General features: G+C 63.0%; 11 protein-coding genes and 1 pseudogene. 8 read left to right on the plus strand and 4 right to left on the minus strand.

From position 1 onward, the window contains the following. Position 1: 1 nt before the first annotated feature. The 4 genes from pstB (at position 2) to GYH35_RS13985 (ending at position 3730) form a co-directional block, all read left to right on the plus strand. Complete coding sequence (pstB, locus tag GYH35_RS13970; RefSeq protein WP_161812378.1) at positions 2 to 895, plus strand: phosphate ABC transporter ATP-binding protein PstB; 894 nt, start codon at positions 2 to 4, stop codon at positions 893 to 895. Between the two features lie 36 nt (positions 896 to 931). Further along, positions 932 to 1639, plus strand: coding sequence for a phosphate signaling complex protein PhoU (phoU, locus tag GYH35_RS13975; RefSeq protein WP_161828771.1), 708 nt, complete (start codon positions 932 to 934; stop codon positions 1637 to 1639). A gap of 103 nt (positions 1640 to 1742) precedes the next feature. Then, positions 1743 to 2192, plus strand: a complete 450-nt coding sequence (locus tag GYH35_RS13980) for a DUF4437 domain-containing protein (protein ID WP_161828772.1) — start codon at positions 1743 to 1745, stop codon at positions 2190 to 2192. Further along, positions 2192 to 3730: a M20/M25/M40 family metallo-hydrolase gene (locus GYH35_RS13985; protein WP_161828773.1), complete on the plus strand. Its 1539-nt coding sequence runs from the start codon at positions 2192 to 2194 to the stop codon at positions 3728 to 3730. Before GYH35_RS13980 ends, GYH35_RS13985 begins: the two co-directional genes overlap by 1 nt. Positions 3731 to 3733: 3 nt before the next feature. On the opposite strand, the gene dapD is transcribed toward GYH35_RS13985, so the two are convergent. Genes dapD through map form a run of 4 tightly spaced genes read right to left on the minus strand, consistent with a single transcriptional unit; the run spans position 3734 to position 9311 of the window. Further along, the gene (gene dapD, locus GYH35_RS13990) at positions 3734 to 4552 is read right to left on the minus strand and encodes a 2,3,4,5-tetrahydropyridine-2,6-dicarboxylate N-succinyltransferase (RefSeq protein ID WP_161828774.1); all 819 of its coding nucleotides are present in this window, start codon (positions 4550 to 4552) and stop codon (positions 3734 to 3736) included. Between the two features lie 52 nt (positions 4553 to 4604). After that, positions 4605 to 5804, minus strand: a complete 1200-nt coding sequence (gene dapC, locus GYH35_RS13995) for a succinyldiaminopimelate transaminase (RefSeq protein ID WP_161828775.1) — start codon at positions 5802 to 5804, stop codon at positions 4605 to 4607. Further along, on the minus strand, positions 5801 to 8503 hold the full coding sequence (gene glnD / locus GYH35_RS14000; RefSeq protein ID WP_161812384.1) for a [protein-PII] uridylyltransferase: 2703 nt from the start codon (positions 8501 to 8503) through the stop codon (positions 5801 to 5803). Before glnD ends, dapC begins: the two co-directional genes overlap by 4 nt. A gap of 40 nt (positions 8504 to 8543) precedes the next feature. Then, on the minus strand, positions 8544 to 9311 hold the full coding sequence (gene map / locus GYH35_RS14005; RefSeq protein ID WP_161812581.1) for a type I methionyl aminopeptidase: 768 nt from the start codon (positions 9309 to 9311) through the stop codon (positions 8544 to 8546). Between the two features lie 294 nt (positions 9312 to 9605). Between map and rpsB the strand changes: the two are divergent. The 4 genes and pseudogenes from rpsB to frr form a co-directional block, all read left to right on the plus strand. Then, positions 9606 to 10340: pseudogene (gene rpsB, locus GYH35_RS14010) on the plus strand (30S ribosomal protein S2); the annotation flags it as partial. A gap of 298 nt (positions 10341 to 10638) precedes the next feature. Then, positions 10639 to 11553, plus strand: a complete 915-nt coding sequence (gene tsf / locus GYH35_RS14015) for a translation elongation factor Ts (protein ID WP_161828776.1) — start codon at positions 10639 to 10641, stop codon at positions 11551 to 11553. A 106-nt stretch (positions 11554 to 11659) separates the two neighbouring features. Beyond that, the gene (gene pyrH, locus GYH35_RS14020; protein WP_161812387.1) at positions 11660 to 12391 is read left to right on the plus strand and encodes a UMP kinase; all 732 of its coding nucleotides are present in this window, start codon (positions 11660 to 11662) and stop codon (positions 12389 to 12391) included. Between the two features lie 14 nt (positions 12392 to 12405). Beyond that, complete coding sequence (gene frr / locus GYH35_RS14025) at positions 12406 to 12963, plus strand: ribosome recycling factor (protein ID WP_129647086.1); 558 nt, start codon at positions 12406 to 12408, stop codon at positions 12961 to 12963. Positions 12964 to 12965: the final 2 nt, after the last annotated feature.

Genomic DNA, 12965 nt, shown 5'->3' on the forward strand with positions numbered 1-12965 from the left:
TATGATCGAGACCACGAGCACACGGGGCACCCCGGAGAGCACTTTGCGTAACGAAGAGAATGCGCGCCCGGCCGGAGCCGTGACGCCTCGCGTGAACATCGCGGTGGACGACACTCGTCAGTCGCGTGCGATCACCAGCGTGAAGGCGCAGGTCGAGAACCTGAATTTCTATTACGGCCAGAACCGCGCGCTGAAGAACCTCTCGATTCCCATTGCGGACAAGCAGGTCACGGCGCTGATCGGTCCGTCGGGCTGCGGCAAGAGCACGTTCCTGCGTTGTTTCAACCGTATGCACGATCTGCAGCCGGACACGCGCTACGAAGGCAGCATCACGCTGCATCCGGACAACATCAATCTGGTCGGTGCCGGCATCGATCCGATCGAAGTGCGCATGCGCATCGGCATGGTGTTCCAGAAGCCGAACCCGTTCCCCAAGACGATTTTTGAAAATGTGGCCTATGGGCTGCGTCTGCGTGGCGTGCGCAATCGCGCGACGCTCGCCGAGGAAGTGGAGAAGGCGCTGCGTGGCGCCGCGTTGTGGGATGAAGTGAAAGACCGCTTGCAGGATTCGGCGCTGGCATTGTCCGGCGGCCAGATGCAGCGTCTGTGTATCGCCCGCGCGCTCGCGACCACGCCGGAAATCCTGCTGTTCGACGAGCCGACCTCGGCGCTCGATCCGATCGCCACGGCCAAGATCGAGGAGCTGATCTCGACGTTGCGCGATCAGGTCACGGTGCTGATCGTGACTCACAACATGCAACAGGCGGCGCGTGTCTCCGACTACACCGCCTTCATGTATCTCGGCGAGCTCATCGAATTCGACGAGGCCGCCAAGATCTTCACCAACCCGAGCAAGAAGGCGACCGAAGACTACATCACCGGTCGTTACGGCTAACTTTCTATCGCCATGAACATGGGCGGGTCCGATCCCGTGGAAGGCCATACCGCCAAGGCATTCGATGCCGCGCTCTCCGATCTGCGCCTGCAGATCGTGGGCATGGGCGGGCTGGTGATCGACCAGGTGTCGGCCGCCGTGCGTGCGCTGCTCGACGGTGACGCCGCAGTCGCCGACCTGGTGCTGTCCCGGGAAAACAAAGTCAACGAGCTGGAGCGTTTCGTCGATCGCGAGGCGTTTCGCCTGATCGCGCTTCATCAGCCGATGGCGAGCGATCTGCGCATGGCCAAGGCCGCGTCGCGGATCACGGTCGAGTTGGAGCGCGCCGGCGACGAAGCGAAGAAGATCGCGAAGTTCGCCGCCCGCGTCGCCACGGGCGAGCCGCAAGGGCCAGTGCTCGCGGTCGCACGTTTCCTTCGGCACATGGCGGAGCTGACCACGGGCATGCTTCGCGATGCCGTGCGTTCCCTGGACGAATCGAATGCGGAGATGGCGAGCGCCGTGCGGGCTCGCGATTCGGAGCTCGACGATGAGTTTGCCGCCGCCCTTCGTCAGATCCTGACGCTGGCCATGCAAGACGCTCGTTTCCTCGGCGCGACGATCGATACCGTGTTCGCACTCAAAGGGCTGGAGCGCATCGGCGATCATGCCAAGAACATCGCCGAGCAAGTCCTGTTCGTCGCCAGCGGCGAAGACGTAAGACATACAAAGAAAGCCGCCGAAGCCGGCACGCCCGAGAAATAATTTCTCACGCTCCGCCGCACGATGGCGGCCGGCCGACTCGACGCAGATTCCCCCAGCGTCGCGACATCGTATGATGCGCCGATCTATCGGAAGGGGGCCTGCCATGGTTCGTCGCGCGATATCCCTATCGGTCGCCTGTACTGTTTTCGGCTTCGCCGCCGGCATCTACGCGGCCTCCGGACCGCAAATGATCGTGACTCCGATCGAGGGCGCTGTGTTCAAGCCCATGGATCCCGCACGGCCGGGGTCTCCAGAGGTCGCCATCCTCCGCGGCGATCCGGCGAATGGACCCTCGTCCATGTTGATGAAGTTCGGCAAAGGCGACGGGCGCATGCACGTTCACTCCTCGGACTACGATCTCGTCGTGGTCAAAGGCCAGATGAAACATTGGCAGCCCGGCGAAACCGCGGCGACCGCCAAGCTGCTCGGTCCGGGCAGCTATTGGTTCCAACCCGGCAATCAGACGCACGTCGACAGTTGTCTCAGCGATGAATGCTTGATGTATGTGCAGTGGGGCGGCAAGCAGGATAGTCGCGCGGCGGGAGCGAATTGATGCATCGACTGAACAGCATCGCGGCAGGCCTGTGCGTTCTGCTGCTGCAGGCGAATGCGTTCGCCGGCTCGCAGGCCACAGCAATCACGGCGGCCACGCAGAAGAACCTCCCGGAGTATCTCGAGCTGCTCAGCCTGCCGAACGTTGCAGCCGAGCCGAAGGACATCGAGCGCAACGTCGTATTCCTGGAGCAGAGCTTTCAGAAGCGCGGCTTCAAGACCCATCGGCTCGAGAATCCCGCCGGGCGGCCCATGCTCCTGGCCGAGTTGGACGGTGCGCGGGCGTCGGTGCCGACGATCCTGTTCTATGCCCACTTCGATGGGCAGCCCATCGTCAAAGAAGAGTGGGCGCAGAAAGATCCCTTCGAGCCGGTCGTGAAGGAGAGAAACGCGCAGGGCGCGTGGCAAGAGGTGCCGCGGGAGCGATTGTTTGCAAAGCCGTTCGACCCGGAGCTGCGCGTGTTCGCACGCTCGGCGTCCGACGATAAATCGCCCATCGTCATGCTGCTGACGGCGGTGGATGTACTGCAATCACAGCGCAAGACACCGGCCATCAACGTCAAAGTGCTGCTCGATTCGGAAGAGGAGATGGGCTCGCCGAGTCTCGCGACCACGGTCAAAGCCCATGCGCAGCTGTTCAAAGCGGACGCGCTGATCGTGCTCGACGGGCCGCTGCATGGCTCCGGCAAGCCGACGCTGGTGTTCGGCAATCGCGGCATCACGCAGGCGACGCTGACCGTATTTGGGCCAACCGCGCCGTTACACAGCGGTCACTTCGGCAACTATGTGCCGAACCCGGCGCTGCGGCTCGCTTCGTTGCTGGCATCGATGAAGGATGACGACGGGCGTGTGCGGGTCGAGGGTTATTACGATGGCATCGAGCTCAGCGACGCCGACCGTCAGATTCTCAGAGCGACCGGCGACGATGAGGCCGCGCTGCTCAAGCGCGCCGGTATTGCGAAAGCCGAGCGCGTCGGTGCGACCTACCAGGAAGCGCTTCAGTATCCATCGCTCAACGTGCGAGGCATGGCCTCGGCTTCGGTCGGAGCAAAGGCGTCGAACATCGTGCCCAGCGAAGCCGTCGCTGAAATCGACATCCGCACGACACCGGAGACGGACGGCCGCCGCCTGTTCGAGCTGCTGAAACGTCACATCGAGAAACAGGGCTATCATCTGGTCGACGCGGCGCCGACAAAAGAGCAGCGCGCGAACTACGACAAGCTCGCGATGTTCAAGCTCGGGAGCGTGGAAGCCGCGGCGCGCGTGCCGATGGATGCGCCGGTCGGGCGCTGGGCGATGACTGCTTTGAAGTCGGCCACTGCGCCGGCGCCGAAGGCGGAGCCGGTGCGAATCAGGATGATGGGAGGAACGGTGCCGACCGATGTACTGGTCGAGGCGCTGGGACTGCCGTTCTTGCTGGTGCCGACGGTGAACGCCGATAACAATCAGCACACGTTCGACGAGAACATGCGCCTGGGCAACTTCGTCACCGGCGCCGAGACTGTCTACAGCCTGCTGGTGACGAAGTACCCGAAGTAGGGATCAATCGCGCAGGAGTTCGTTGAGGCTGACTTTGGAGCGCGTCTGCGCATCGACGCGCTTCACGATCACGGCGCAGTACAGGCCGCATTTGCCGGTCGCCGAAGGCAGCGAGCCGGCAACGACGACCGCGCCGGCGGGCACGCGACCATAGGTGACTTCATCGCGCTCGCGGTCGTAAATCTTGGTGCTGGCGCCGATGAATACGCCCATCGAGATGACCGCGCCTTCCTCGACGATCACGCCCTCGACGATCTCGGAGCGGGCGCCGATGAAGCAGTTGTCCTCGATGATGGTCGGGTTGGCCTGCAACGGTTCGAGCACGCCGCCGATACCGGCGCCGCCCGACAGATGCACGTTCTTGCCGATCTGCGCGCACGAACCGACGGTTGCCCACGTGTCCACCATCGTGCCTTCGCCGACGAAGGCGCCGACGTTGACGTAGGAGGGCATCAGAATCGAATTCGGCGACACGAATGCGCCACGACGGACGATGGCATGCGGCACGACGCGCACACCTTCGGCGCGGAAGCGCGCTTCGTCGTAATCGGAGTACTTCAGCGGCACCTTGTCGAAGAACTGGGTGAAGCCGGCTTCCATCGGCCGATTGTCATAAAGCCGGAACGACAGCAGCACGGCCTTCTTCAGCCACTGATTGACGACCCATTTGCCGTCGCGCTTTTCGGCGACCCGGGCCTTGCCGTTGTCGAGCAGCGTCAGAGCTTCTTCGACTGCACCGCGGACATCGGTGGGGGCGTTCTTGGGATTGAACTCGGAGCGACGCTCGAAAGCGGCGTTGATGATGTTGGCTAGCTCGGTCATGGCGGAATTGTATCCCAAACCGAGCGCCAACCACTGACTAAAGTCAGTGGTGTTATTTCCTGCTCTTCACGAACTCGCGAATGCGTGAGGCGGCTTCGATGCACTCGGGCACCTTCGCGACCAGTGAAATACGCACGCGGCCCCGCCCTGGATTGGTGCCATCGGGCATGGGGCGTGCGATGTAGCTGCCCGGCAACAGCGTGATGTTCTGCCTCTCGAACAACTCGCGCGTGAAGCGCTCGTCGTTGTCGACCTCGGGCCACAGATAGAACGCGGCCTCGGGCAATTCGACCGGCATTACCTCGCGCAGGATCGGCAGAACCGCCGCGAACTTCTGGCGGTACAGATTGCGATTCTCGAGCACGTGCGCTTCGTCGTTCCAAGCCGCGATGCTGGCGAACTGAACCGGCGGCGGCATGGCCGAGCCGTGATACGTGCGATAGAGCAGGAACGGCTTGATCAGCTTGGCGTCGCCGGCGACGAACCCGGAGCGCAGGCCCGGCACGCTGGAGCGCTTCGACAAGCTGTGAAACACGACGCAGCGTTCGTATGACGTGTTGCCGGCGGCGGCCGCGGCTTGCAGCAGGCCCGCGGGCGGATTGGCTTCATCGAAATAGATCTCGCTGTAGCACTCGTCGGACGCGACGATGAAGTCGTAGCGCTCCGCGAGCTTCAATGCGTGCTGGAGATATTCGATGCTGGCCACCGCGCCGGTGGGATTGCTGGGCGAGCACAGGAACAGAATCTGGCAACGCTTCCAGACATCGGCGGGCACGGCATCCAGATCGGGCAATGCCGAGTGGGCGGCATCGTTCGGCACGAAGTAGGGCTCGGCGCCCGCGAGCAGCGCCGCGCCTTCATAGATTTGATAGAACGGATTCGGCATCACCAGCAGCGGCTGCTTGCTCGGATCCGTCATGGCCTGCACGAATGCGAACAGCGCTTCGCGAGTGCCGTTGACCGGCAGGACCATCGACTCGGGCGATACAGAGCCGACCGGCAACCGGAAACGACGGGTCAGCCAATTGGCGATCGACTCGCGGAGCTGCGGAATGCCCGCGGTGAGGGGATAGCTGCCCAGGCCTTCCATGTTGCGCGTGAGCGCGTCGATCACGAACGGCGGCGCGGGGTGTCTCGGCTCGCCGATATACATCGCGATCCAGGAGAGATCGGCGGGCGGCTGAGCGCCGGCCAGCAGCGTCCGCAGCCGTTCGAAGGGATACGGCTGCAGCTTGTTCAGAGCGGGATTCATACGCGGCGGTCGAGTGTCTCGGTAATTCGTTGCGCCAGCTGCTGCTTCGCCTGGGCGCTCAAGGGTCCACCGGCGTCGTCGGTGATGTAGAACACGTCCTCGGCGCGCTCGCCCACGGTCATGATCTTCGAGGTGAAGATCTTCACCTCCGAAGCCATGAACACTTTGGCGACTTGCGAGAGCAGGCCAGGCCGGTCGCCGGCGATGATTTCGACGATGGTCCGGCCGTTCACCGGCTCTTCGCTGAACGTAACCTGCGTCGCGGTCGTGAACATGCGCACCTGGCGAGGGGCGCGACGAGTCACGGTCACAGCAACGTTGTCGGGCTTCGACAGCGCGTGCGCCAGCTGTTGCTCGATGTCACGAATGCGCGCCGGATCGGTGATCTCCGCGCCGGTATCTTCCAGCACGTGATACACATCGAGGCTGAAGCCATCGGCGGTCGGCGTGATGCGAGCGTCGACGATGTTCAAGCCGAGCTGGTCGAGCAGGGCAGTGGTGCGAGCGAAGCTGTGCTGAGTCTGCGGCGTGTATGTCGAAATGCCCGTGCCGCCGCGTCCGGAGAGCTGCTGCACCGACACTAGCGAGCCCTGATCGCCGTTATCGCGCTCCGCCAGCATCTTCGTGTGCCAGGCGATTTCTTCCGGCGTATGCCGCAGGAAGTAATCGACGGTGAATCGCTGCCACACGGATTGCCGCAGGATTTCGCCGACCCCATTGCGCGCCGTGAGGTCTTTGGCTCGCGCCTGCGTCTCCGCGATCAACTCATCCTTATCGAGCGGGCTTTCGTGGCCGCGACGCAGGGCCTGGCGCGTGCGCTCGTAGAACTCGGCGAACAACGACTGTTTCCAGTTGTTCCAGAGCTTCGGATTCGTGCCGCGGACGTCCGCGACCGTCAGCACATACAAATAATCCAGATGCGTCTGGTCGCCGACGTGCTGGGCGAATTCGTTGATGACCTTCGGATCGGAGATGTCTTTCTTCTGCGCGGTGACCGACAGCACCAGATGGTTGCGCACCAGCCAGGCGACCAGGCGGGCGTCGTAACGCGACAGGCCCTGCTCGAGACAGAAGGCTTCGGCATCGACCGAGCCGAGATCGGAGTGATCGCCGCCGCGGCCCTTGGCGATGTCGTGGAAGATCGCAGCCAGATACGCCAGCTCCTGCTTCGGCAGCGACTGCATGATGCGCGACAACGCCGGGAACTCATGATCGTACTTCGGCATCGCCAGGCGACGCAGGTTGCTGACGACGAACAGGGTGTGCGCGTCGACCGTGTACGCATGAAACAAATCGTATTGCATGCGGCCGACGATGCGGCCGAACGCCGGAATGTAGCGGCCGAGCACGCCGTACAGGTTCATGCGACGCAGCTCGTGCGTCACGCCGACCGGCGCGCTCAGGATTTCGAAGAACAAACGATGATTGCGCGGATGCTGGCGGAACTCTTCATCGATCAGCCACAGATGGCGCGTCAGCTGACGGATCGTTTCCGCGCGCACGCCGCGGATCTTCTCGGAGTTCTGCTCGATGATGACGAACAGCTCCAGCATGGCCGACGGATAACGATCGAACACGTCGTCGGAGGTGACTTCGAGGTAGTCGTTGCGGATCTGGAAGCGTGCGTTCACCGGCACCGGCGGCACGTTCGGATCGGTGAGGATGGCCTCGCGGAACAGCTGCAACAGCATTTCGTTCAGCAGGCTCACATCCATGGCCGTGCGGTAGTAACGCTGCATGAACTGTTCGACCGCGAGCGTGTAGGTCGCGTCTTCGTAACCGAACATTTTCGCGAGCCGGATCTGATGATCGAACAGCAAGCGGTCTTCGCGGCGCGACGTCAGCACGTGCAACGCGAAGCGGACTTTCCACAGGAACGCTTGCGCCGTTTTCAGCTTGCGCAATTCGCTGCGGGTGAGAAAGCCGTGCTCGACCAGCTCATCGAGCGACTCGGCGCCGAAGTGGCGCTTCGCAACCCAGCCGATGGTTTGAATATCGCGCAGGCCGCCCGGGCTCGATTTCACATTCGGCTCGAGGTTGTACGCGGTGTCGTAATAACGATGGTGACGAGCCGTCTGCTCGGCGACCTTCGCTTCGAAGAAGTCTCGCGTCGGCCACACGCGCTCGGGCGCGAGCGCGCGGCGCATCGCTTCGAACAACAACTCGGGACCTTGGAGGAGGCGGGCTTCGATCATCGTCGTCGCGACACTGACGTCGGCGGCGCTTTCGCGCTGGCAGTCGTCGATGGTGCGCACGCTGTGGCCCACTTCCAGGCCGATGTCCCACATGAAGGTGAGGAATTTTTCCAGCGAGCCCTGCCACGGAGCGGATTCGCTCTTGGGCAGCAGGATCATGATGTCGATGTCGGAACAGAGGTTCAGCTCGCCGCGCCCGTAGCCGCCGACCGCGATCAATGCAACGTCGCGCACGTGTTCGCCGATGTGCATCGACCACGCGGTTTTCAACAAAGCGTCGACCAGGCGCGCGCGGTCGCGCACCAGGCGCTCGACCGGCTCGTCATCGAGAAAGCGCTGCTTGAGGCGGTTGTCGCCCTCGGTGAGGGCCGTGCGGAAGGTCGCGACATCTTGCGGATTCGCGGCCAGCTGCGGCTGCATGGCTGCGAGATAGTCCCACAACGGATCGCTTGCCTGCGTAGGCGAGGCAAGCTCTTCCAGGTCATCTGGCGTGACGACAGGCATGGGGACCCGACTAAGAACCGAGAGAAGGGTGCAATGATACTCAGCGCTGAGCGGCGCCGAGGGTCAGCACTTCGTAGCCGGTGTCGGTCACCAGGACCGTGTGTTCCCATTGTGCGGACAAGGAATGATCCTTGGTGATGACGGTCCAGCCGTCGGGCAGCAGCCGCACGTGGCGTTTGCCGGCATTCACCATGGGCTCGACCGTGAAGGTCATGCCGGGAACCAGCTCTACGCCGCGGCCTCGCTCGCCATAATGCAGCACCTGGGGATCTTCGTGGAAGATTCGACCGATGCCGTGTCCGCAATACTCGCGCACGATCGACAGGTGTTGCGGCTCCACGAACTGCTGGATGGCTGCACCAAGATCGCCCAGCCGGGCGCCGGGGCGGATCTGGCGGATGCCGGTCCACATGGCTTCGTGGGTGATATCGATGAGCCGCTGCGCGGCCGGCGCGATCTTGCCGACTGCGAACATCCGGCTGGTGTCGCCATGCCAGCCGTCTTTGATGACGGTGATGTCCAGATTGATGATGTCGCCCTGTTTCAGGCGCTTGTCCGGGCTCGGGATGCCGTGGCAGACCACGTGATTCACCGAGGTGCAGATCGACTTCGGGAAGCCGCGGTAATTCAGCGGAGCCGGCACGGCCTTCTGCACATTGACGATGTAGTCGTGGCAGCGGGCATTGAGCTCTTCGGTCGTGACGCCGGGCACGACGTACGGGCCGATCATGTCGAGCACGTCCGCGGCCAGTCGACCGGCGACGCGCATCTGTTCCTGTTCGGCGGGAGTTTTGATCGTCACCTGCATGGCATTGGGGGCGGAAGTCAGGGAGGCCGCGCTTTCTTCGACGCCTGCGACCTTACGGTTTAGCGACTGCAACAGCCCGCGCATCATGGGTTTAGGGCCAGCAGGAAAAAGTTGTGAACGATCATGGAGTTTATGGTATAAAGCGCGCGTTTTTTTGGCAACGAATCTCTCTCTTTAACCTGAATTCTCACATCTGACCGACACAGGTGACGGGGTGCTCGTACTGAATCCTCCGGGATGAATACGAGTCGTCAGCTGGGGCAGATGGAGGCTCAACCCCTTAGGAGTTTTGCGATGACCAGCGTGTCCATGCGACAGATGCTGGAAGCGGGCGTTCATTTCGGACACCAAACCCGCTTCTGGAACCCGAAGATGGCCCCTTATATCTTCGGCGAGCGTAACCGAATCCACATCATCAACCTCGAAAAGACGCTGCCGATGTACAACGACGCAGCGGGCTTCATCCGCCAGGTCGTGGCGGACGGCGGCCGCGTGCTGTTCGTCGGCACCAAGCGTTCGGCCCGTGAAGCTGTGAAGACTGCCGCGCAGCGCGCCGGCATGCCTTTTGTCAGCCACCGTTGGTTGGGTGGCATGCTCACCAATTTCAAGACCGTGCGCGGTTCCATCAAGCGTCTGACGACCCTCGATGAGATGGCGACCAACGGCACGCTCGAACAGCACAGCAAGCGCGAGGCCCAGGGCCTGCGTCGCGAGCGCGAGAAGCTGGAACGCAGCCTGGGCGGCATCAAGGCGATGGAGTCGCTGCCCGACGTGCTGTTCGTGATCGACGTGGGTCACGAGAAGATTGCCATTCACGAGGCGAAGAAGCTGGGCATCCCGGTCGTCGCCATCGTCGACACCAACTGCACGCCCGATGACGTGGACTACGTCGTGCCGGGCAACGACGACGCCATGCGCGCCATCTCGTTGTACGCCGAAGGCGTCGCGGATGCGGTGCTGGACGGCCGTTCGGCGCAGCCGGAAGTGCCGGCGGGCGAAGACGAGTTCGTCGAGCTGGACGAGGAAGGCAAGCCGAAGCCGAAGTCGGCCGGTGCGCCTCCCGCCCGTCGTGAGCGCGGCGGCAAGCCGGCTCAGGTGAAGAAGAAGACCCCGACGCGCCGTCGCGCTCCCGAGAAGATGGCCGAAGGCCAGGTCGAGGAAGTCGTGGCCGCCGAGGTCGATGACGTCGAAGGCGACGTGTCCCCCGAAGAGTTCATGGCGCGCCGTCAGGCGGCGCTCGCCAAGCGCAAGCCGGGCACCACCGGCACGCCTGCGGCTGCTGCCCCCGCTGCGGACGGCGCTGCCAAGCCGACGGAGTAATTGATCCATGGCCGTTACAGCTGAAGCAGTGAAGATCCTGCGCGAGAGAACTGGCGCAGGCATGATGGAATGTAAGAAGGCGCTGGTCGAAGCCAATGGCGACCTGGACGCCGCCGCGGAAGCGATGCGCAAGGCCGGTCTGGCCAAGGCCGACAAGAAGGCCTCCCGCGTCGCCGCCGAAGGCGTGATCGTTCTGGAGCGCTCGGCCGACGGCAAGCGCGCCGCGATCGCCGAAGTGAACTGCGAGACGGATTTCGTCGCGCGCGAGAAGGACTTCCAGAACTTCGCCAGCGCGGTTGCCAAAGTGGCTCTCGAGCAGCGTCCGGCCGATGTGGCCGCGCTGGGCGAGCAGGCCATTGCGGGCGGCCAGGCGATCGAAGCCAAGTCTATTGAAGAATGGCGCCGTGCGTTGATCGCCAAGATCGGCGAGAACATCAGCATCCGTCGTTTCCAGATCGTGGAAGCCCCGGCCGTGGTCGGCGCCTACCTGCACGGCACGCGCATCGGCGCGCTGGTCGTGATGAAGTCCGGCGACGAAGCGGTCGCCAAGGACATCGCGATGCACGTGGCCGCCATCAATCCGGCGCGCGTCACGGCCTCCGAAGTGCCGGCCGACGAAGTCGCCAAGGAGAAGGGCGTGTTCGTCGAGCAGGCCGCGCAGGATCCGAAGAACGCCGGCAAACCGCGCGAATTGCTCGAGAAGATCGTCGAGGGCAAGGTCCGCAAGTGGCTGAACGAGATCACGCTGATGGGCCAGCCGTTTGTCAAAGACGACAAGCAGACGGTCGAGCAGTACCTGAAGAAGGCGGGCGGCGAAGTGCTGTCCATCGTGCGTTACGAGGTCGGCGCCGGCATCGAGAAGAAGCAGGAAGATTTCGCCGAGGAAGTGCGCAAGCAGGTGGAGAGCGCCAAGAAGGCGTAACCTCCGGCAAGCTTAAGAAGACATTACGATTTGAACCCCGCTACGGCGGGGTTCTTTATAATGGCCCACAGGTTTATCTGGGTTTTATCTGAACGCTAAGGTTTTCATGGCAGCCAACCCCGCTCCGAACGGCCTACGTCGCATCCTCCTGAAGCTCTCCGGCGAAGCGCTGATGGGCGAGGAGGACTACGGCATCGATCCCAAGTTCCTCAAGCGCGTGGCGATGGAGATCCGCGAGGTCATGGGCCTCGGGATGCAGGTGGCCGTGGTGATCGGCGGCGGCAACATTTTCCGTGGCGCGGGTCTGGCCCGCGCCGGCATGGACCGCGTGACCGGCGACCACATGGGCATGCTGGCGACGGTGATGAACTCGCTCGCCATGCAGGATGCGATCGAGGCGCTCGGCATGCACGCCCGGGTGATGTCGGCGATCCGCATCAACGAGGTCTGCGAGGAATACATCCGGCGGCGTGCGGTCCGCCACCTGGAGAAGGGACGGGTGACCATCCTCGCCGCCGGCACCGGCAATCCGTTCTTCACGACCGACACGGCGGCCTCGTTGCGCGCCATCGAGATCGAAGCGGATCTGCTGCTCAAGGCGACCAAGGTCAACGGCATCTATGACGACGATCCGATGAAGAATCCGAACGCCACGCGTTATGCGCGCCTCACCTTCGATAAGGTGCTGATGGATCGTCTCAACGTGATGGACGCCACCGCCATCGTCATGTGCCGCGACAACAACCTGCCGCTGCGCGTATTCGATTTGAACACTCCCGGCGAGCTGCTGCGCATCGTGCGTGGCGAGGACGTCGGCACGTTGGTCACCAACGGGTAGTCCGGAGAACTCACATGTTAGAAGACGTAAAAAAGGACGCCGTCGAGCGTATGCAGAAATGCGTCGTCGCGTTTCGCAATGAGCTGAAGCGGCTGCGCACCGGCCGCGCGCATCCGAGCCTGCTCGAGCACATTCGCGTCGAGTATTACGGCAATGAAGTGCCGTTGAATCAGGTCGCGAACGTCGCCTTGGAAGATGCGCGCACCATCACCGTGACGCCGTGGGAGAAGACCATGGTGGGCGTGATCGAGAAGGCGATCATGAAGTCCGACCTGGGCTTGATGCCGAACACCGCGGGCACCGTGATTCGCGTGCCGATGCCGCCGCTCACCGAAGAGCGCCGTCGCGATCTCACCAAGGTCGTGCGTCACGAAGCGGAGAACGCGCGCGTCGCGGTTCGCAACGTGCGCCGCGATGTGAACACCGAGATCAAGGACATGCTCAAGGAAAAGCTGCTGTCGCAGGACGACGAGCGCCGCGCCGGCGAAGAAGTGCAGAAGCTCACCGACAAGTACGTTGCCGAGATCGAGCAGGTGCTGCAGGAAAAAGAAAAAGAGCTGATGCAGATCTGATC

Source organism: Steroidobacter agaridevorans (assembly GCF_009932555.1).
GTDB lineage: Bacteria > Pseudomonadota > Gammaproteobacteria > Steroidobacterales > Steroidobacteraceae > Steroidobacter > Steroidobacter agaridevorans.

Coding starts and splice junctions, on each gene's coding strand:
- pyrH (WP_161812387.1), top strand. CDS start 11,660: ATGGCAGCCAACCCCGCTCCGAACGGCCTACGTCGCATCCTCCTGAAG.
- pstB (WP_161812378.1), top strand. CDS start 2: ATGATCGAGACCACGAGCACACGGGGCACCCCGGAGAGCACTTTGCGT.
- GYH35_RS13980 (WP_161828772.1), top strand. CDS start 1,743: ATGGTTCGTCGCGCGATATCCCTATCGGTCGCCTGTACTGTTTTCGGC.
- GYH35_RS13985 (WP_161828773.1), top strand. CDS start 2,192: ATGCATCGACTGAACAGCATCGCGGCAGGCCTGTGCGTTCTGCTGCTG.
- frr (WP_129647086.1), top strand. CDS start 12,406: ATGTTAGAAGACGTAAAAAAGGACGCCGTCGAGCGTATGCAGAAATGC.
- tsf (WP_161828776.1), top strand. CDS start 10,639: ATGGCCGTTACAGCTGAAGCAGTGAAGATCCTGCGCGAGAGAACTGGC.
- map (WP_161812581.1), bottom strand. CDS start 9,311: ATGCAGGTGACGATCAAAACTCCCGCCGAACAGGAACAGATGCGCGTC.
- glnD (WP_161812384.1), bottom strand. CDS start 8,503: ATGCCTGTCGTCACGCCAGATGACCTGGAAGAGCTTGCCTCGCCTACG.
- dapC (WP_161828775.1), bottom strand. CDS start 5,804: ATGAATCCCGCTCTGAACAAGCTGCAGCCGTATCCCTTCGAACGGCTG.
- dapD (WP_161828774.1), bottom strand. CDS start 4,552: ATGACCGAGCTAGCCAACATCATCAACGCCGCTTTCGAGCGTCGCTCC.